At 45.7% G+C, this 20,292-nt stretch carries 21 protein-coding genes, 2 pseudogenes and 1 riboswitch; of the genes and pseudogenes, 17 read left to right on the forward strand and 6 right to left on the reverse strand.

The window, feature by feature from the left end; translation table 11 throughout:
• Positions 1 to 32 precede the first annotated feature (32 nt).
• A complete protein-coding gene (locus OGX92_RS22590) occupies positions 33 to 437 on the reverse strand; it encodes a VOC family protein (RefSeq protein WP_003832040.1) in 405 nt (134 codons plus the stop codon).
• 394 nt (positions 438 to 831) lie between these two features.
• Here OGX92_RS22590 and dsbA point away from each other — a divergent pair, with 394 nt between their 5' ends.
• From dsbA to OGX92_RS22610, 4 genes are all read left to right on the forward strand, one after another.
• Positions 832 to 1,455, forward strand: a complete 624-nt coding sequence (gene dsbA / locus OGX92_RS22595; RefSeq protein WP_126318536.1) for a thiol:disulfide interchange protein DsbA — start codon at positions 832 to 834, stop codon at positions 1,453 to 1,455.
• A 205-nt stretch (positions 1,456 to 1,660) separates the two neighbouring features.
• Positions 1,661 to 2,581: a curved DNA-binding protein gene (cbpA, locus tag OGX92_RS22600; protein ID WP_286587117.1), complete on the forward strand. Its 921-nt coding sequence runs from the start codon at positions 1,661 to 1,663 to the stop codon at positions 2,579 to 2,581.
• Positions 2,581 to 2,874, forward strand: coding sequence for a chaperone modulator CbpM (cbpM, locus tag OGX92_RS22605; protein WP_003832033.1), 294 nt, complete (start codon positions 2,581 to 2,583; stop codon positions 2,872 to 2,874). The genes cbpA and cbpM overlap by 1 nt, the downstream gene beginning before the upstream one ends.
• 121 nt (positions 2,875 to 2,995) lie before the next feature.
• Entirely contained in the window at positions 2,996 to 3,682 is a 687-nt protein-coding gene (locus OGX92_RS22610) for a Crp/Fnr family transcriptional regulator (RefSeq protein ID WP_003832031.1), read from the forward strand.
• Positions 3,683 to 3,729: 47 nt separating this feature from the next.
• Here the strand turns inward: OGX92_RS22610 and OGX92_RS22615 are convergent, their stop codons facing one another.
• The 5 genes and pseudogenes from OGX92_RS22615 to OGX92_RS22635 all read right to left on the reverse strand — a co-directional run.
• Positions 3,730 to 4,566, reverse strand: a complete 837-nt coding sequence (locus OGX92_RS22615) for a nucleoside-specific channel-forming Tsx family protein (protein WP_003832029.1) — start codon at positions 4,564 to 4,566, stop codon at positions 3,730 to 3,732.
• Between the two features lie 95 nt (positions 4,567 to 4,661).
• Complete coding sequence (gene tsgA / locus OGX92_RS22620; RefSeq protein WP_063941861.1) at positions 4,662 to 5,816, reverse strand: MFS transporter TsgA; 1,155 nt, start codon at positions 5,814 to 5,816, stop codon at positions 4,662 to 4,664.
• A gap of 38 nt (positions 5,817 to 5,854) precedes the next feature.
• The gene (gene deoD / locus OGX92_RS22625; RefSeq protein ID WP_032942921.1) at positions 5,855 to 6,562 is read right to left on the reverse strand and encodes a purine-nucleoside phosphorylase; all 708 of its coding nucleotides are present in this window, start codon (positions 6,560 to 6,562) and stop codon (positions 5,855 to 5,857) included.
• Positions 6,563 to 6,674: 112 nt separating this feature from the next.
• The gene (locus OGX92_RS23645; RefSeq protein WP_154816728.1) at positions 6,675 to 6,830 is read right to left on the reverse strand and encodes a hypothetical protein; all 156 of its coding nucleotides are present in this window, start codon (positions 6,828 to 6,830) and stop codon (positions 6,675 to 6,677) included.
• Between the two features lie 14 nt (positions 6,831 to 6,844).
• Positions 6,845 to 6,905, reverse strand: a pseudogene (locus OGX92_RS22635) (hypothetical protein); the annotation flags it as partial.
• Between the two features lie 148 nt (positions 6,906 to 7,053).
• Between OGX92_RS22635 and OGX92_RS22640 the strand changes: the two are divergent.
• From OGX92_RS22640 to OGX92_RS22700, 13 genes and pseudogenes are all read left to right on the forward strand, one after another.
• Complete coding sequence (locus OGX92_RS22640; RefSeq protein ID WP_003832026.1) at positions 7,054 to 7,557, forward strand: GNAT family N-acetyltransferase; 504 nt, start codon at positions 7,054 to 7,056, stop codon at positions 7,555 to 7,557.
• A gap of 247 nt (positions 7,558 to 7,804) precedes the next feature.
• Positions 7,805 to 8,027, forward strand: a riboswitch (cobalamin riboswitch).
• A gap of 221 nt (positions 8,028 to 8,248) precedes the next feature.
• On the forward strand, positions 8,249 to 9,304 hold the full coding sequence (locus OGX92_RS22645) for an ABC transporter substrate-binding protein (protein WP_286587118.1): 1,056 nt from the start codon (positions 8,249 to 8,251) through the stop codon (positions 9,302 to 9,304).
• 66 nt (positions 9,305 to 9,370) lie between these two features.
• Entirely contained in the window at positions 9,371 to 10,438 is a 1,068-nt protein-coding gene (locus OGX92_RS22650; protein WP_003832023.1) for a FecCD family ABC transporter permease, read from the forward strand.
• Positions 10,435 to 11,250 carry an ABC transporter ATP-binding protein gene (locus OGX92_RS22655; protein ID WP_234662219.1) on the forward strand — a complete coding sequence of 272 codons (816 nt, stop codon included), beginning with the start codon at positions 10,435 to 10,437 and terminating at the stop codon, positions 11,248 to 11,250. Before OGX92_RS22650 ends, OGX92_RS22655 begins: the two co-directional genes overlap by 4 nt.
• A gap of 10 nt (positions 11,251 to 11,260) precedes the next feature.
• Positions 11,261 to 11,701 carry a pseudoazurin gene (locus OGX92_RS22660; protein ID WP_032934409.1) on the forward strand — a complete coding sequence of 147 codons (441 nt, stop codon included), beginning with the start codon at positions 11,261 to 11,263 and terminating at the stop codon, positions 11,699 to 11,701.
• A 27-nt stretch (positions 11,702 to 11,728) separates the two neighbouring features.
• Complete coding sequence (gene petA / locus OGX92_RS22665; RefSeq protein WP_286587119.1) at positions 11,729 to 12,280, forward strand: ubiquinol-cytochrome c reductase iron-sulfur subunit; 552 nt, start codon at positions 11,729 to 11,731, stop codon at positions 12,278 to 12,280.
• Between the two features lies 1 nt (position 12,281).
• Entirely contained in the window at positions 12,282 to 13,442 is a 1,161-nt protein-coding gene (locus tag OGX92_RS22670) for a cytochrome b (RefSeq protein WP_191235630.1), read from the forward strand.
• Positions 13,443 to 13,444: 2 nt separating this feature from the next.
• A complete protein-coding gene (locus OGX92_RS22675) occupies positions 13,445 to 14,248 on the forward strand; it encodes a cytochrome c1 (protein WP_286548454.1) in 804 nt (267 codons plus the stop codon).
• A gap of 330 nt (positions 14,249 to 14,578) precedes the next feature.
• The gene (locus OGX92_RS22680) at positions 14,579 to 15,805 is read left to right on the forward strand and encodes a tyrosine-type recombinase/integrase (RefSeq protein WP_087857515.1); all 1,227 of its coding nucleotides are present in this window, start codon (positions 14,579 to 14,581) and stop codon (positions 15,803 to 15,805) included.
• An 8-nt stretch (positions 15,806 to 15,813) separates the two neighbouring features.
• Positions 15,814 to 16,110 (forward strand): annotated as a pseudogene (locus OGX92_RS22685) (tyrosine-type recombinase/integrase); the annotation flags it as partial.
• Between the two features lie 120 nt (positions 16,111 to 16,230).
• Positions 16,231 to 17,634, forward strand: a complete 1,404-nt coding sequence (locus tag OGX92_RS22690) for a UvrD-helicase domain-containing protein (RefSeq protein ID WP_134213260.1) — start codon at positions 16,231 to 16,233, stop codon at positions 17,632 to 17,634.
• Positions 17,635 to 17,645: 11 nt separating this feature from the next.
• Positions 17,646 to 18,284: a DarT ssDNA thymidine ADP-ribosyltransferase family protein gene (locus tag OGX92_RS22695; RefSeq protein ID WP_172616045.1), complete on the forward strand. Its 639-nt coding sequence runs from the start codon at positions 17,646 to 17,648 to the stop codon at positions 18,282 to 18,284.
• Positions 18,285 to 18,289: 5 nt separating this feature from the next.
• Positions 18,290 to 19,999, forward strand: a complete 1,710-nt coding sequence (locus OGX92_RS22700) for an ADP-ribosylglycohydrolase family protein (RefSeq protein ID WP_134213272.1) — start codon at positions 18,290 to 18,292, stop codon at positions 19,997 to 19,999.
• The last annotated feature ends 293 nt before the right edge of the window (positions 20,000 to 20,292 follow it).

A 20,292-nucleotide genomic window follows, 5' to 3' on the forward strand; every position in this document is an offset into this window, starting at 1 on the left:
CGCCAGGTTTTGGCAACCTTTACGCTGTAAAGTTATGTCCTGCTATCTGCTGGATATACCGCGATTTCAATCAGATTGAGATCGGGATCCCTGACATACACCGAGCGAATAGGTCCTGTCGCACCGGTACGTGCAACGGGCCCTTCAATAATCTCAACTCCGTGGGTTTGAAACGTCTCCATCACCTCTTCCAGCGTACGCGTGGTGATAAAACACAAATCCAGCGCCCCCGGCGTTGGCGCGTAGGCTTTGGGTTCAAACTCTTTTCCCCGAATGTGGAGATTGATTTTCTGATTGCCAAAGACAAAGGCTTTCCGACCTTGCGCGAAGGTTTCCAGCCTCATGCCTAAAAGCTCGACATAGAAACGAACGCAAGCCTCTTCATGATTGGTGGTTAGTACCAGGTGATCCAGGTGGTCAATCATAGCGATATCCATTTGGGTTGCTCATCTCTGACACTTAACCTATTCATTCACGCACGACAAGAAAAAGAAAATCTACGGGGTATTTGCAGAACTTAGCGCAATACCTTGCTATTCACGCTTTAAAATCGAAATGATAATTAATCATATTTTCGTCTTCGTTTATTACACTAGACATTGCTAAAATACCCCTGAAAATATCACGCAAGTTATCATTCACTATTTACGAAGAATGCATGTAGATAATTCAATGACAGCACACAAATAATGTCCGCTACGTACTGATGCGTAAATGAAAGTAAGGGTCAGCGTATTTTCAGAAGATTCCATTATTATATCCAGGCGCAATGAATAACGTATTCATTAGCAGAATGATTTGTTTATTAAATGTTATTTAGAGTATATGGAAATGAAAAAATATTTATTACCCCTGATTGGGTTACTTTTTACAGTTAGCGCTCAGGCAGCATCATTTACCGACGGCAAAGAGTATATCACCCTGGAAAAACCTGTCGCTTCCGCACCGCCGGCGCTGAAGTTTTTCTCATTCTACTGCCCTTCCTGTTATCAGTACGATGAAGTTTTTGAAATCACTGATAACGTGAAAAAAGTATTGCCTGCAGATGTCAAACTCACCGAATACCACGTCGACTTTTTAGGACCGCTGGGGCAAGACATGACCCACGCCTGGTCCGTCGCCATGCTGTTAAACGTACAAGATAAAGTTAAGCCGTTGCTTTTTGATGCCGTTCAGAAAAAACAAACCGTTAAAACAGCGGACGATATTCGTAACGTATTTATCAGCGCGGGCGTCAGCGCCAGTGATTATGATGCGGCATGGAATAGCTTTGCCGTGAAATCACTGACCGCTAAGCAGCAAGAAATGGCGAAGGCAGTTGATTTAACCGGTGTGCCCGCCATTTTTATCAACGGAAAATATATGATCAATCCAAAAGGACTGAAGTCTGATGACCTTAATGCATTCGTGCAAAACTATGCTGATACGGTCCGCTTCCTGATAAGCAAATCCTGATGTTTAGCTAATCTCATTTTTCGCACCACACAACAGATGCCGTAACCTCAACTGCGCTGTTGGTGGTGCAATGCCTGCATCGTTTATCGCAATATCCTCCCTTCCCGGTTGGCATTCGCCGTTATCAGGATTACCCTAAACTTAGCGGTGATACCTGTTGTCAGGGTTCACCTTCTGCAAGTGTTGATTTACACGAGAGAACGCTATGGAATTAAAGGATTATTACGCCATTATGGGCGTGAAACCGACAGACGATCTCAAGACAATCAAGACCGCCTATCGTCGACTCGCCCGTAAATATCATCCTGATGTCAGCAAAGAGACTGACGCGGAGGCCCGGTTTAAAGAGGTTGCAGAAGCCTGGGAAGTATTGAGTGATGAGCAGCGACGCGCCGAGTACGACCAGCTGTGGCAGCACCGCAACGACCCACAGTTCAGCCGTCAATTCCAGCAAGGAGAGAATCAAAGCTACAGCGCCGAAGATTTCGACGATATCTTCTCCTCCATTTTTGGTCAGCGTGCGCACCAGTCGCGCCAGCGCCCTGCCAGCCGCGGGCACGACATCGAAATCGAAGTTGCCGTATTCCTCGAAGAAACGCTTACTGAGCATAGCCGCACTATCAGTTACAACCTGCCAGTCTACAATGCGTTTGGCATGGTAGAACGAGAAATTCCTAAAACGCTGAATGTGAAAATTCCGGCTGGCGTCGGTAACGGCCAGCGCATCCGTCTGAAAGGCCAGGGCACCCCCGGCGAAAACGGTGGGCCGAACGGTGATTTGTGGCTGGTGATTCATATTGCGCCGCATCCGCTGTTCGATATCGTTAATCAGGATCTGGAAGTTGTCGTTCCCCTCGCGCCGTGGGAAGCTGCGCTGGGTGCGAAAGTAACCGTTCCGACGCTGAAAGAGAGCATCCTGCTGACCATTCCTGCAGGCAGCCAGGCCGGTCAGCGGCTACGCATTAAAGGCAAGGGTCTGGTAAGTAAAAAACATACCGGCGATTTGTATGCGGTGATCAAAATAGTCATGCCACCGAAACCTGACGACGCCAGTGCCGCCCTGTGGCAACTACTGGCGGATGCACAAAAGACCTTTGATCCGCGCAAAGAGTGGGGGAAAGCATAATGGCTAACGTTACCGTCACTTTTACCATTACCGAATTTTGTCTGTACACCGGTGTGTCAGAAGAAGAGCTGCATGAGATTGTCGGCTTAGGGGTGATAGAACCCCATGAAGACGAGACGTTTGACGATCATGCGCTGACAGTAATGCGTCGCGCGGTGCGCCTTCGTCAGGAGCTGGAACTTGACTGGCCAGGGATTGCCGTTGCGCTGACGTTGCTGGAGGAGAACGCTCAGTTACGCCAGGAAAACCGCCTGCTGCGCCAGCGCCTGTCTCGCTTTATCAGCCATCCTTAGTGTGTCAGGACCAGCATGGTGCTGGTCCTTTTATTATCCGCCCCGCGCTCTTAATGACATTGCCCAGCAGATGGCATACAGTCTCAGATAAGAATTATCTTAAACAATAAGACGTTGAGTCATGCAGCTTAAACCCCTCACGAAAGGTCGTTTTCACAACATCTGGCAGCAGGATGATGCCTTGATTGAGAAGATATTTCAGGAACTGCTCTCTGAAACGCAGATTATCCAGGAAGATGAGTATCTATACCGCCAGGGACAGGTTGTCGATCGACTGATCATGGTGCAATCCGGAAGAATTTCGCTGCGTTACAGCGCGGAGAATGGTCGCCGATTCCAGTTGGGCGCCATGGAATGCGACGAGCAGCTGTTTGGTGAAATGGAGTTTTTTACCGGGTATCGCTGCCAGCTTGATATCGTCGCGGAAGAACCACTGACCGTAGCGGTGTGCAGCTGTGACCGTCTGGAAGAAGCGCTGAATCAGCATCCCAGACTGGCGATATTTTTTGCCAGTGCAATGGCGATTGATTATCAGGATATGCTGGAAATCTTCCTGCACCGGATGCTCTACCCTATCGTACATAACGTGGCGTATGACCTGTATCGCCAGCATCAGAACAAGCAGCCGATGGATGGTTTCCATAAAAAATACCAGGAAGCTGAGCGATTCGGCACAACCGACCGGGTCTATCGGCGGGCGGTTAAAGCGCTGACGGATGCCGGGCTGGTAACGCGAACGAAGCAAGGACTGGAAATTAAGGATCTGGATGGGCTGCGTAAATTTCTCGGCAATGACATCATTGACTGACACACCAACTCTCGTAAACAGAGCATTGGTGTGTCATTTCGGCGCAATCAGAACTTATAGGTGAGATTGAAATAGTGACCGAGCCCGGTGGTTCGCCCTGCTCCGCCGTGGTTTTCCATCAATGCCATGTTACGGAAATACTTCAGGCCATAACCGACTGCATAATGCTCTGAATGCCAGTAGATACCGTTATACCATTCAATCGCGTTATTGCTGTATAACGGTTGATTAGCAATCTTATTCGCGGCGAACTGGTAGTCAAAGTACCCCTGATAGTTCAGATAACTGCCGTTGGCAAAGGTATAGAATGGCGTCGACCAGTTAGTCGAGAACATGTAACCATCCCACTTTCCTTCGTTATCCGCACCGTAGTTTTCACGAACATAATGCGCATAGATGTTCATTCCCACCAGACCAAACCACGGGACCTTCACATCTGTACCCAGACCAACGTAATGTTCAAATAATTCCCGGTCGCCAATGTTATTTACCGTTGCAATATAGAATTCGTTAAACGGCCCAACGGATAAATCTTTATTAAAAATGGCGTCCAGGGAAAAACGTGGAGATATCTTGGCAAAGAAGTTATCACCACCGTGACGATCGTCCTGCTCGCGATCCAAAATATCAAAGAAATCCACATAACCGTACAGATCGATAATGCCAGAGCGTGCACCAAACTCCAGTTCCAGATAGGTGTCATTGCGAATACCATATGGCACTTTCGCGTCCACACTTTGCATTAAGTTCATCTGCATCCAGTTAAAATCATTTTTACGGATGTTGCCATCAGTATAGTCAGCCGCGAATGCTTGCATACAGCTCATTGCCACTACTGCACCCAGGATTGTTTTTTTAATCATTAATTTATTCTTTTTCAGCATTTTCAATTCCTTTGAGTAAGGTTGAGTATCGCCTCACCATATAAATGGTGTGGCGACTGGCTATTTAATTAAAGAGGTAAGTATTATTAGTGCTTTTAATTACGTTTGAGTTTTAATGTCGCCATTAACATAACAAAGATAATTAAATACAACACCGGTATTGCGTACATAATTTTCTGTAATCCCATTGTTTTTTCCATGAGCGCGCTGATCGCCGGACTAAACATGGCCCCGGCACTGCCGCTAATTAAAATATAAGAAACGTTCTGACTGCTCGCACGCTTCACGAAAGAAACACCATAGGCAATAAATGAGTTATACAGCGCAGCACAGACAAAGCCGTAACTGTATGCCAGATAATCAAGCCCGGAGATATTATCCTTCGTGACGATAATTGTGGTAATAATGCTAGCCAGCAAAATAATACTTAGCAGGAAATAATGTATCTTCACCCGAGAAACAATGACGGTTGATACTAATGCCCCGACCAGCGCAGCGCCCCAGTATTGCGTAATAATATTTCCTGCTTCTTCAAAGGGAATGCCAAATTTGTTCTTCACAAATAATGGTGCCCAGGTCAGGAAGGTGTACAGCGCCAGCATACCTAAGAACAGGCCAATGCCTCCGCTGATAATCCCTGGATTCCACTCCGATTTTACCTTGTCTGTCCGATCTGCCGTGGGCGACGTCTCGCAGGCAGTAAAGCGGGTGAGCGCCACAACGCCCAGCGTGAGTAAGGCCACCATACCCACGCTCAGATAGCTGTAACTCCACGACATATTGTGCGTCAGGGCGAAGGTGGTGATCAGCGGGAAAACTACACCCGCGACGTTAAAAGTGGCGTCCTGCACCACCAGCATCGTACTTTGAATACGATCCTGCCAGACCGATACCACAATCGTTCCTGCCACGCACAGACCGATCCCACCGCAAAAACCCACCAGGGTCATGGCGACCATCACCGGCCATAAGCCAGGGCTTAAGTGCATTACCAGAGCGCAAAGGAACACTATCGAATAGATAATGAGCGTCATACGCTTCACACCGATTTTCTCAATCAGGAAAAAGGCGGCGATGGTGCCGGCTAATGCTCCACCATTGAGCAACGAAAATATCGAAGCAACGGTATTCACATCGGCACCGTAGCGTACTGCAATCGGTTCGATTAGCATACCGAACTGACTGGCAAACCCTGCCATAATAAAATTTGCCAGAAAACTAATCAGCGTAAGTGCTATTTTATTCTTCATATAATGCCATCTCTGATTGGTTCAATTAAAAGCCGGAACTAAGCGGTAACAGCAGTATTTAGCGCCAGCTCAATCATGTTGTTAAAGGTCAATTGTCGTTCTTCTGCCGTTGTTTCTTCACCTGTCAGGCAATGATCGGAGACAGTTAAAATAGCCAGCGCTTCAATATTAAACTGATGTGCTAAAGCGTATAAGCCTGCTACTTCCATATCTACACCCAGTACACCGAATTTTTCCAGTGCCGGTATTAAATTTTCGTCAGGATCGTAATAAAGATCGCCGCTGAAAACATTGCCGACTTTAATATCGATACCCGCCTTCTGTGCCAGCGTCCACGCCTGCTGTAATAATGGGAAATAGGCAGATGTTGCCATCGCATAGCCCGCGCTACGTTTTAAATTTGTGACTGAATCCGTTCCGGCGGCGACGGCCAGGATAATATCGCGCATTTTGACATGATGTTGTGTTGCGCCTAAACTGCCGACGCGAATAATTCTTTGCACACCAAAATCATGTACCAGTTCATGGGCATAAAGCGTCATTGAAGGAATGCCCATTCCATGTCCCATCACCGAAACAGGTTGCCCAAAATATAAACCGGTATAACCCAGCATATTACGTACATTGGTGACTTCGCGGTAATCCATTAAATAATTTTCGGCAATAAATTTAGCACGGAGCGGATCGCCCGGCATAATAACGGTTGGCGCGAAATCCCCTGGCTTGGCATTAATATGTGCAGTCATAACAATTCCTGAATTATGGGTATTGAAGATATGCAGGGATTGTAACCAGACGTTTGTGAGGTGATTGAGGACAAAAGTCCTGCTCAGAGGATCGGCCTCTCATTTTTGAGAGTTAGTGGTGCAGGTAAGTGGTAAAACGGAACACAGCGTGTTGGTCTTCTGGCTTGCGGTGAATAACGTCAGCACCCCAGCGCAAAGAAGCAGTACGTTGCTCATGGCAAACGTGCACTGCCAGATAAAGGCGAGGACCGCGACGGGAACCAGGCACAAGAAAGCGCCTCACCATCCGATTGTGGTCCCCCCAGATCCCCCCCACCAGCGGCGTGGCTACTACCGTCGCCAGCAGCAGGGGCTTACGATTCCCATTTATAATCCGTATGCAGAATAGCACCATAGATAATTGCATTTCTGTCTCTTGCCGCTCAATATTGTTTTTAAAGGAGGCTTATTGTTATTATCGTTTTCCATTCTAAGATTGAGTTATGCATGCCATGATCCCATTTAGATTTAGTGAGATGACTCACGCCGATATTCCTGCTGTTCAGTCGTTCCTTATTGAGCATCTTAATTTATTCTTCAATGCCGGCAGATCCATGCCTTCTGCCGAAGAAGATCTCTTTGATCTCGAACAACAGTATCTGTTACAGGAAAGAAATTTATTGCTTTGCGCATGGAATGAAAACCAAGAATTAATCGCCACACTGGCGGTATGTCAATATAATGATCGTATTACTGAACTGCGTGGGCGCTACAACTTGCGTGAAACGGCAGAAATTTGTCGTTGCTACGTGGATGAACGCTATCGTAGACAGGGGATTGGTAGCCAATTGTTTGCTTTAGCAGATGTATTCTGTCAGCAACATCAATATAAAACGTTGTATCTTCACACCCACCATTTTTTACCAGGAGGATATCACTTCTGGTTGCGTAATAATTTTAAGGTGATTATGGATATGCAGGATGAATGGCAATTGGTACATATGGAGAGTTCGTAAAAAAAGGATTCAAACACCAATCCGCAGCATTTTTGATGGTGATCAATATGTTTTATACGCAGAGATTGAATCAAGCTCGTAATTTGATCAACATCAATCAATTCTCATTTAGCTTTCTGTTGTTATTTTCATTTATAGCAACACACAGAGCAATGCATCTACATCCTATTGTTTTTACTGGTTATTTTCAGAACGACATTATCTTTATACCTCTTACATTCCGTGGTTGACCTTGTTAACAATTGCCGTTAGAGTCACTTTCGACAGCATTTCATTACATTTTGTGTATGAATAGGAATATGGTGAGAATTATTTAATTCAATTCCATAACTGCCCCCGCAACTGTAGGCGGATGCAGAATATCCTTGTGTGGCTAATAAGCCACAGGTCACTGTAAAGTTTATCTTTATGGGAAGGCTGATATTCTGATTACCGTGAGTCAGGAGACCTGCTGTCAATGATGTATACCATTGAGTGGACGGGATGGTCCATGGGATGAATTATTTGACACCAGCAGTAGTGTATTTATGAATAAGATTTTGGCTAAGTCAGTATTACTTGCATTTTTCGCATATCTTTATTCTTAAATTTCACGATTCAATGTCATCTATCTTCATGTCTCCTCCCGATATATGGAATGAAATGAGCCATGACCAGACCTTAAGATTCTGGCATCAACGGGACGATGACAATGCACGATAATTCTACCTTTTACTCCTCTAAAAAAACGCTTCTGGCTGTTTTTGGTACCACTGCTCTACTGCTCGCTTCCGGTTTTTCTGACGCGGCAAAAACCGAATATCCTCTGACGATTAAAAACTGTGGCCGCGAGATTACCTTTAATCAGGCACCAACGCGCGTGGCAACGGTGGGTCAGAACAGTACCGAGATCCTCTATTCATTAGGCCTTGCCGATCGCGTCGTCGGTACTTCATTGTGGTTTGGCCCGGTACTGGACGCCTATAAAACAGAAAATGAAAAAGTTGCCGTTATTGCGCAAAATATTCCGAGTTTTGAAGGGATTTTGGCTAAAAAACCAGATCTGATCGCCAGCCAGTTTGAGTGGCAAATCGGCCCTGCTGGCACAGTTGCCTCTTATGAACAGTTTAGTGAACTGAAAGTTCCTGTTTACACCGCGCCAGCTGACTGTGCGAAAGATAACGAAGATGGTGGTGATGGTGTCCGTAAAGGGATGTTTGATATCACCATGGTGTATCAGGAAGTCGCCGATCTGGCAAAAATCTTCGATGTTCAGGATAAAGGCGAAGCGCTGATTGCCAGCCTTAAAGCACGTGAAGCCGCAGCGAAAAATAAAATTACCGGTATTGATAAGAATGTTTCTGCCGTGTTCTGGTTTTCAAGCGCCGATTTACAGCTCGATCCTTACGTTGCCGGGAAGTTTGGCCCAGCAGCATGGATAGCCCAAACACTGGGTGTGAAGAATGTGATTGATTCTGCCGAAGAATGGCCAACAGTGGGCTGGGAAACTATCGCTAAAGCTAATCCTTCTGTCATTGTGCTCGGCGAGATGAGCCGTCGCCGCTTCCCGGCAGATGACTGGAAGGTCAAGATGGAATACCTCAAGTCCGATCCTGTCACCAGGCTGGTTCCTGCCGTTAAGGAAAACCATCTGCCGGTCATTGACGTACAGACAATGAATGCTGGGATCAGAACTATTGATGGGCTGGAAAAACTGGCTGATGCCCTTGTTGAATATGGCTTAGCGCATCCGCAGGCTGCTCATTAATCTACGTTTTGCGCTATATCCTCGCACGGTATAGCGCATCTCTGTTACTCAGGAACGCAGATAATCATGAGTGATCCACGCAGGATGCGTCGTGCCGTTGGTCTGCTTGCGGTGAGAGTCGGTGGGCATGCCGTCTGGGTCAGTGCGCTGATGTGCTGCGTGCTGCTGGCGGGGATTTCCATCGGCGAAACGCTGATCCCCTGGCGGCATGTGCTCAGTACGCTGGCAAATCATCTTTTTGATACCCACTATCCTGTCGATGCGCTGGATGCTGGGATCGTCTGGAACTATCGCCTGACCCGAGCGCTGGTCTCTGCCAGTTGCGGTGCCTGCCTGGCTGTTTCCGGCGTAGTGTTACAGTCGTTGCTACGCAATGCACTCGCCGAACCTTATCTACTGGGGATTTCTGCCGGAGCATCCACCGGAGCGGTGCTGATTGCTCTCACCGGGCTTGGGGCCGGCATTATCAGCATGTCATTGGGGGCTTTCATTGGCGCGCTAACGGCATTTATGTTCGTTGCACTATTGGCAATGGCTGCTGGCGGTAGACAAGGCGGCGGTGTGACAACCCAAATCATTCTTGCCGGCATCGCCAGCTCGCAGCTTTTCAATGCAATTACGTCGCTAATCATCACCCGCTCAGCAAATGCCGAGCAAGCGCGCGGAATTATGTTCTGGTTATTAGGTAATTTGAGCGGTGTACGCTGGCCCGATGTTGTCTTAGCCATTCCTACCGCTCTGGTCGGTATTGCGCTGTGCTTTTGTTATGCCCGCCATCTCGACGCCTTCTCCTTTGGCGCTGAGTCTGCAGCATCGTTGGGCATTCCAGTAAAACGTACCCGTGCAGTACTGATTGCCGCCGTCACCGGCATGACGGCAATTATGGTCTCCATCGTTGGTGCGATCGGCTTTGTCGGTCTGGTTATCCCGCATGCCGCTCGTCTGCTGGTCGGCAACCAGCATCATCGACTGCTGCCAGTCAGTGCGCTTACCGGCGCGATTTTCCTCATTATCGCAGATGTTATTTCCCGCACGTTACTCCCCGGTCAGGTTCTACCAATAGGCGTGATCACCGCTCTGGTTGGCGCCCCTGCGTTTTCAATCATTCTGATTAGAGGAAACCAGAACAAATGACGGTGAATCTCGTATCCCCTCTTGTGAACTCTGCACAAGCCGTTCTTGAAGCCTGTAATCTGCGATGGAAGGTAAAAGGCAAGACGATTGTTGATGATATTTCACTCAGCGTAACGCCTGGTGAGTTTGTCGGCATCATAGGTCCCAACGGCTCGGGCAAAACGTCACTGATTTCACTGCTGGCCGGTTTGCTGAAGCCGACCTCCGGGTACATCACTCTGCAACATAAGGCGCTACAGCATTATTCGCGGCGTCATCTTGCGCAACAGGTGGCGCTGGTCGAACAACAGGCTGAAACCAGCGAGCGTCTTACCGCTTTACAAGCCGTTTCTCTGGGGCGAACACCCTGGCTTAGCTTGCTCTCCCCCTGGTCCGCCAAAGATGACGATATTGTGCAAACTATGCTGGAAAAGGTCGATCTCAGTGAATTACAGCATCGCTGCTGGCATACCTTTTCAGGGGGAGAAAAACAGCGTCTGCATATCGCCCGGGCGCTGGCGCAACAACCGCAGTTGTTGCTGATGGATGAGCCCACCAACCACCTCGACATTCAACATCAGATTGGCCTGTTGAGTCTGGTTAAACGTGAAAAGCTCACGGTGATTGCCGCTCTGCACGATCTTAATCATGCCGCGATGTTCTGCGATCGCGTCATCGTCATGACGTCCGGACATATGGCGATGCAGGGGAAACCTTGCGCCGTTTTTACCCGCGAAAACCTCCACTCCTGGTTTGGAATCGACGCCATCATTGAAAAGGATGCGGGTGGTGAAAATTGTTTTATTCGTTATCAACGGCCTGATGAATTTTAAGGAAGAATCAATGAAATACCTCAAACAGAGTCTGCAAATTTTGTGTTTACTCGCCTTCGCCTCTTCTGCCTTCGCACAAACTCATGAAGTGTTGATGAAAAATCGTGGGACTGGGGGACCAATGGTCTATGAGCCAGATTATCTGGAGATCCAGCCAGGGGATACGGTGAAGTTTATCCGTAAACATAAGAGCCACAACGCGGCTTCAATCGCTGAATTGTCACCGGCTGGCTATCCTGGATTTATGGGAAAAATAGATGAAGAGATCGAAGTTACTTATGACAATGCCGGGTTTTACGGCATCAAATGTACACCGCATTACGCTCAGGGCATGGTGATGCTGATTAAGGTTGGAGATGCCTCGTTACCAGAAAGCTACCGCGCGTTCAAAGCGCCGGGTATTGCTGACAAGCGCTTTCAGGAAATTTACGCGCGTATCGATAAACGTTAATCCGCGATACTCAGGGAGGTATACGAGGTGGGAGAAAATAAACTTCCAGATGGCGAAATCCAGGAACAGCGTAGGGAATGCCTGTGTAAACTGACTAAATTTGTCGGTGCCGCAGGCGTCGCGGCTGCCGTCTGGCCGCTGGTTTCGGCCTTGGGCCCGGATGAAAAAACGCTTGGGGAAAATGAACCGATTGATGTCTCTCTTGCAGGTGTTGCTGCTGGACAAACAGTCAGACGTGTATGGCAAGGAAGGTTGATTCTTATACACCATCGCACCCCGGATGAAATTATTACTGCCAGAAGTGCCGACCTGGATACGCTTATCGACCCACAGCCAGACAGCGCCAGGGTCTCTGCAGCCCATCCTCAATGGCTGGTGGTTCAAGGTTATTGCCCACATGCCGGGTGTGTACCCAACGCCCGACCGGGGGGGATGGGTTGGATCTGTCCGTGCCACGGTTCAGAGTTTGATACCTCCGGGCGCGTGACGCGCGGGCCCGCAACTGCCAACCTGGCAATCCCAGACTACGTTATTCATTCCGATGGGCAGGTCGTGCGTATCGGCACGAAGGAAGCCTGAAATGAGGAATGAACTTGTCTGTTCGCTTCGCGGGCGTATCCCCTTCCCTCGCTCAGTTGCTGGACTCTGGGTGTTTGCAATCGGCGCTATCCTGCTAATTATGCTCGGGGTGCAGATCCTTACGGGTATCGTGCTGGCGATGTTTTACGTGCCGACAGCTGAGCTGGCATTTGACTCCATTATTCATATTATGCGCGCGGTTCGCCATGGAGAGCTGTTACGCAACATGCATGCTATTGGCGCATCGCTCTTTTTCTTTGCCTGCTATCTGCATATTTTTCGTGGTATGTACTACAACGTTTACCGCAAGCCCTGGACGACAATGTGGATGGTTAGCGTCACGCTGTATATCCTGCTGATGATGACCGCGTTTCTTGGTTATAGCCTTATCTGGGGGCAAAAAAGCTACTGGGCGGCAACGGTCATTACCCGCTTTGCCCAGGCTATTCCGTGGGTAGGGGATACGCTTTACGCATATTTAGTCGGCAGCCATACGCCGGGTACGCCGATGCTTGGCCGCTTTTTTGTTATCCACTTTATTCTTCCCTTTGTGATTGTCGTCGCCACGGTTATTCATATACGTACCGTACAGTCGGCGTTTGCCCAGGCGATGAAAAAGAAGTTTAGCGAGAAAGAGTCCAGGAGCCTGTTGTTCGATTACAAAATTACCGATCTCGATGCTATCAAAATTACTCTTTTTTTGATGGTTTTCGCCTGGTTTTTATTCTTCGCGCCGCACTATCTGAGCAGCGCCGACAACTTTATTACTGCGGACCCAACGATTACACCCGCGATTGTTGCGCCAGAATGGTATTTCCTTCCCTTTTTCTCCATCTTGCGCTGCTTCCCGAATGAATTCGTGGGGCTAGTCGCGATGTGCGGCTCAATACTGATTTTCTATTTTCTACCCTGGCTTGATACTTCCCGGGCTCGTTTTCGCCATTACAGCAAACTGGTTAAGTGCGGATTCTGGCTATGGGTTATTAATGCCTGCTTTTTAGGCTGGTTAGGGTCGAAAGCGCTGGTAGGCCCGGATCTTTTTGATGGCTTTCGTAATGAAGAGGGCTGGATCCGTGCCGCATCCCAGCTTTCGACACTGATTTGGTTTGCCTGGTTTTTAATCGTCTTACCTTGTCGTCGTTTTTTGGAAAAACAGGATTGAGGATGAAACAACTATTGAAATTCAGCGTCCTGTTCTTTTCTCTGTTGGGGCTGGGTTCCTCATATGCGCAGGAAGCCACGCCTGAACGCCAGGAATGGAGCTTCAGTGGTATTACCGGTCAATATGATAAGGAACAGCTTAGACGTGGTCTGCAGGTTTATGAAGAGAAGTGTCGCGCTTGTCACGGCATGAAACACCTTACCTTTCGGACGTTGACCAGGCCCGGTGGTCCGGAACTCACGGTTGAAGAAGCGAGAAGTATCGCCAGCGGCTATCAGTTTCCTGCGATTCAGGATGACGGCCAGATAAGTGAGCGCGACGGTACGCTAAATGACAGCTTTATATCACCATATCTAAATGACCGGGAAGCAAGATACCTTAACAATGGCGCTGAACCCGTTGACCTGAGCTATATCGTCCGTGCCCGTTCATACGATCGCGGATTCCCACAATTTTTGTTAGATGCTTTTCTGCCCTACACGGACCAGGGGGCAGATTACGTTTACGCGCTGCTAACCGGCTATCTGCCTGCCGATCCCGAACTGAAGGCTAATCGCTATTTTCCTGGCGGTGTGATTAACATGCCAAAACCGCTGACGAGTGGGGAGATCCAATGGAGCCCGGCATCGAAAAAAGCTGAAACTGAGGAGCAATACGCCAGGGATGTTACCGCCTTTCTGGCATGGGCTGCCGACCCGGCGCTCTCTGAACGAAAGCAACAGGGAAATTACGTTATGGGCTATCTGGCTATTATGCTGGGCTTGCTATGGATAGCACGACGAATGAAGAGACGTTCGCTCATGTAGGTCTTGCGAGGCCGGGGATTACTCAGTTCACCAGCATTCAACCGGTCAGGTGCGCAGTTGCCCTTGCGCGAGTAAGACGAGTAAAGGAAGGCAAAATATAAACCGAGCAAAATGAAAAAACCCCAAGCTATTTTATAGCTTGGGGTTTATGTTTGGCGGAAGCGTAGTCCGCCAAATTAATGTCCGAGAATGCCAGAAATAGTCCATTTTTACCATTAATAAACAATATATTGTCAAAATTGATTGTTCGAGGACGTCTTGCTACATCCGAAAAAATCTGACATTTTATGCAGTACCTTATGCATGGCGGTTTGTATGACAGGATTAACTATGCCGAAAAAAGCAAAAGAACTCACCGGACTAGCAGTTGCTAAGTTAAAAAAAGAAGGCTCTTTTGCCGTCGGTGGCGTTGACGGCCTGTATCTTCGAAACAGAGGCCAGTCCCGTTCATGGGTGCTTTGCGTTGCTATGGGGGTAAGAGTAAATGCTCTAGGAAGAACCGTTCCGAGACGTTTAAACATGGGTCTTGGCCCCTACCCTGAAGTTTCATTAGCGGAAGCGCGTGACAAAGCTCGTGAGCTGCGTAAACAAATCCGTAATGGTATTGACCCTCTTGCAGAAAAGCACGCCCATAAAGCGCATCAGGAACGTCTGGCCCACAAGAACAAATCCTTTGCTAGCTGTGCTGAAGACGTTATCGCAATTAAGACCAAAGAGCTAAAGAACCAGAAACACATTGCCCAATGGCGGTCCACGCTGGAAACGTATGCTTATCCTGTTATTGGTCAAAAACCCATCGCTGAGATTACAAAGACTGACCTATTAGCGATACTTGAACCAATCTGGTTAACAAAAAACGAAACTGCCAGCCGTCTGCGTGGTCGCATTGAAGCGATCATTGATTACGCAAAAGCGAAAGAATACTTTGAGGGCGATAACCCTGCTTCATGGAAAGGTATGCTTAAGCCCCTCCTGCCAATGCCAAGCAAAGTTCAGACCCAAAAACATCATGCTGCATTACCCTACAGCGAGATCGGCTCGTTCATGACCGAATTACGTAAACGAGTAGGCATTTCAGCGCGAGCACTTGAGTTTTCAATACTTACAGTTTCGCGCTCTGGTGAAGTCCGTGGCGCTGAATGGTCAGAAATAGATCTGAAGAACAAAACGTGGACCATCCCTGCCAGCAGAATGAAAGCCAGCAAAGAACATAGGGTTCCGCTGCCTGATGCTGCCATTGCCCTGTTAAAGGACTTACCCCGCTTCAAAGACAATAATCTTGTATTCCCAGCCCCAAGAGGTGGAATGCTTTCTGATATGTCATTGCTGGCAGTCTTGAAACGAATGGGACATAGTGGTTTAACACAACATGGCTTCCGTTCAACATTTCGTGATTGGGCTGGTGAAACCACAGACCATCAACGTGAGGTAATTGAACATGCGCTGGCTCACCAGTTAGCTGATAAGGCTGAGGCAGCGTATCAACGTGGGACGTTATGGCCTAAGCGTGTGGCGTTGATGGATGAGTGGTCAGGCTATTGTCTTACCCATGTTTAGCTGTTCTGTCTGAATATACCATCAACAAAGCCCTTCGCAATATGGGCTATGACACGAAGCAGGACATCTGTGGACACGGTTTTCGCACGCTGGCCTGTAATGCCTTAATTGAGTCAGGTTTGTGGTCAGAAGACGCTGTAGCGCTTCAAATGAGCCATAAGGAAAGCAATAGCGTCCGTGCTGCTTATACCCACAAGGCCAAGCACCTTGACCAGCACCGCCTGTTGCTCCAGTGGTGGGCTGATTATCTGGATGCGAACCATAGCTGTATGGTCAGGCCATTTGAGTTTGCACAGCAAATTTAACTTCGTTTATGCTAAGGATGGCATTTGATTAGTTCGTACGTCGGCATTGTGGAGGCCATCGATTCGATAAACAAAATATTATTATTGCATTGATATCATTTTTAGTTATAAGGAAATATTATGAAATTTCTGTCAATAGTTACACCAACCGACGAGCAGCGCGCATTAGCGGGACAGAATCGACCGGGAGTAGAAGTCATTTATGGCTCAGCAGGGAGCGGGAAAACTACTACTGCCCTATTGAGATTAAAATCTTTATGCTACATGATCCAGACAAAGCATCGTCGAGAAAATAATATAGCCCCAATTAAGATATTGGTTTTAACATTTAACCGAACTTTATCAGGATACATTAAAAATTTAGTTCATAGCCAACTTGACCCCAACCTAAAAACAAACATTGAAATAAGTACATTCAGTCGTTGGGCTATCAATAAGTTACAAAACAATCCCTATATATTCGGACGAATTGATGAAACCATCAATACATTGGCTCGTAACGCAAACATATTATCTCCTAAATACGTAGTTAAAGAAGTGGAATATTTACTGGGCAGATTTTTACCAGAAAACATTAGTGATTATTTACATACGGAACGGACAGGTAGAGGAAATACGCCAAGAGTTGATAGAGAATTAAGGCTGAGAATCTTAAATGAAATAGTAAATCCCTATAAAAAAACACTATCGAATTATAGGGCTGTTGATTGGAATGACCTTGCAGTAATGATGGCTCGAAACATTCCATCGTTAGGTTATGAAATCATTATTGTTGATGAAACACAGGATTTCTCTGCAAACCAACTTCGTGCAATCAAGCATCATCTTGCTGACTACCACACAATTACTTTTGTTACAGATACAATCCAGCGTATATATGCAAGAGGGTTTACATGGTCTGAAGCAGGTTTTGACGTCCGCCCAGAAAGAACGCACAGACTTAAAATTAACTATAGAAATACCAAACAAATAGCAAAATTCGCAGCATCCTTTTTACGAGGGATAAATATTGAAGACGATGGCTCAATTCCAAATCTGCATGAAGCCATTACTGATGGCATTTTGCCAGAAGTCATTTGCGGTATATATAGAAATCAAATCAACTACGCTATTGATTTTATAAAAGGTAATGTTAATTTAAATGTCGAAACTATTGCTTTCTTACATCCACTAGGAGGTGGCTGTTTTTCATTCTTGAGGAATAAACTTCAGTCTAACAACTTAAGTTATAGAGATATAACACGCGACTCAGATTGGTGTGATGAGGATGTTAGTATAGCGTTATCAACACTCCACTCGGTTAAAGGGTTAGAATTTGATTATGTGTTTATTTTAGGACTTAGCGATCAAACAACTACTTACTCTGAAGAAAACATTGATGATCAATTTTTGGTTTTAAGAAAATTATTGGCTATGGCAATAGCTAGGTCTCGGAAAGGTGTTTTTTTAGGATATAAAAAAGGGGAAGAGTCTGACCTTTTGCAATTCCTTGAGGAAGGAACATACAAAGAGATAAACCTATAATGATTAATTACATGGAAAGAGGAATATCAGAAGTATTACATTTCACAACCAATAGAGGATTGTTGGGAACCTTAGTTAGCAAAAAGCTCCTATCAAGATACCGACTCACTGATGATAAATTATTACAGCATATACTGTATCCAAATGCAGCAATTCGCCCTGAAATTGCAGAACATTTTGACAAAAAAGAAAACTGGATAGACTATGTGAACTTATCAATTTCCGAAATCAATAGAAGGTATTTTGATGTATCTAAGAGATGGCATAAAGATAAAAATATATGGTGGTCAATATTATCTTTTGACCCAGCAATTATTACTCATGAAAATGTCTATTTCGCAACTACAAATAACTCCTATGACCCATGCATACGACAGTCAGGGAATATTGGGTTCAATTCTCTTTTTGAACCAATCATAGATAGAAAAATGGGATGGAAAGCGCTTCGTCAGAATCGACCTCCCTGCTTACCAACTTGCGAACAAGCTGAAGTTCTTTACCCTCAACAACTTTCCACTAACTGGCTAAAACGCATCTATGTAATTGATGACGAAACACATGATATAGTTGGAGGATGGCTAGATGAATTTGAGTTTGATGGAATTGATATCGTGATTTCTCCAGAAAAATTTGCGGGGATACCAAATTGAAAATAATGAAAAATCAAACAGTTAAAGAGATTTCACCTCTCGAAAAAACCATTATTAATTCATCACTATGGGCTGCTGCTGGCGATGCTCTAGGTTGGATAACAGAACTATCCCATGGGGAGAGTGGAGTTAAACGTCGGATTGGATCGTCCAGAGCAACCCAGACTCAACCTTGGGAACGAGTTATTGGTGGCAAAAACGGCGTAAAAGCTAAACTACCTGCAGGTGCATATTCTGATGATACTCAATTGAGACTTGCAGTTTCACGTTCAATACGTGAAGGTGGTTTTTTCGATGTGGAAAGTTTTGCGAAAATAGAACTTACTATATGGCCCAGTTATGCGTTAGGTGGTGGTCTAGGAACTAAAGCCGCTGCACAAAACTTATCGAAAAGAGCAGTCCCTTGGTTTTCAAATTTCTTTGAAAACGGGAAACAAAATTATTTTTCAAGCGGAGGAAATGGTGCAGCAATGCGCATTCAGCCTCATGTTTGGACTTCGTTCAATAAAGATTATCACGATGACTATTTATTAAATACTCTAAGAGATTCTTTAGTTACTCATGGCCATCCACATGGCTTTTGTGGTGCATTTTTTCATGCTTTAGCTCTTCATGATACAATTTATAATAAACAAATACCGTCACCAAAAGATTGGTTATCCTATGTGGAAAAGTTCTCTCAGATTCCATATATCATTAGCAATGACTCTCAGCTTAATACATTCTGGTTATCAGCATGGGAGAACAAAAATAAAATATCACTGTCTGAATCTATAGAAAAGATAAAGATTGAAATACTGAATGACATTGAGAAAATATCAAATTTATTCATAACTTCAAGTAGTGAGTGTTACCATGAAATTCTAGATAGATTAGGTTGCCTGAATAATAAATTCCGGGGTTCCGGTATTAAAACCACACTGGCTGCTTCAGCGTTGGCCTACATGTATAAAGATTTAAGTATCAAAGAAGCATTACTTTGTTCAGCAAATGAGCTAGATAGTGATACAGATACCATAGCAACAATGTGTGGTGCAATGCTGGGCGCAGTATGCGATACCCAACCTGACTGGGCTATCCAAGACAAGGATTATATAATTGCCGACGCACTGCGCTTAATGAATATGGGAAATGGTGATACCCAATATCAGCCCTTTAATTATCCTGACATTGGCAACTGGACTCCTCCTGTTAACCAAATTGATGTCGTAGGCTTACATAAGAATAATATAGCGATGATGGGCCTTGGTGAGCTAAAACCTGTTAACGATGAAAAGTATCATGCCAACAATGCAGTCTGGCAATGGTTTTCATTACCTTTTGGTCAGACTATTCTCATCAAACGTCGAGATGAAATTAAATTAGAGTTAACTTCTGAGCAACTTCCTAAAGGAACGAAAAATGAGCTTAGTTCTTTTGAAAAAAGTTCATTAAAGCCAACTATTACTTCTGAAGAAAAAGACTCTAAAACACAATATACATTACCTTTAAACAATTATGACACACATATCAGAGAAGCTAGAATAGAAAAAAACAACGGGAAGGACCCTCTAGACCAAGCAACTGATGATGTCATTAATTCTAATTTTGATGATTTGACTTTAGGTCGATTGTTGAATGCTTGTATAGATTCAACTCAATCTATACAAATTGCTGTAAGCTTCACAGCAATTATTGCCAAAGCTAAAATTGTTCGCCAACGTAGAAAGAATTGATTTTTAGGTAAATGTTCAGTCTTGCAACATCTGATGGATATATAACTAAGGGCCTTACGGCCCTTTCGTTTTCCCTTTAAGAGAACTCTCCATTGGAGAGAATACATATCCCCATACTTGGGGCAACTCAATCAGCCCATTGGGGCTGTAAACCACTCCCCATATATTGGGCAATCAGACACTTCGATGAAGTGAGTATTCTCAAGGAACACTTATTAGATATAATATTATAATATTGACTATCAAATATATTTATCAAAATAAAAAATTATCATAACCACTCCAAATATGAT

This window comes from Citrobacter sp. Cpo089 (genome assembly GCF_030332695.1).
Taxonomy (GTDB): domain Bacteria; phylum Pseudomonadota; class Gammaproteobacteria; order Enterobacterales; family Enterobacteriaceae; genus Citrobacter; species Citrobacter portucalensis.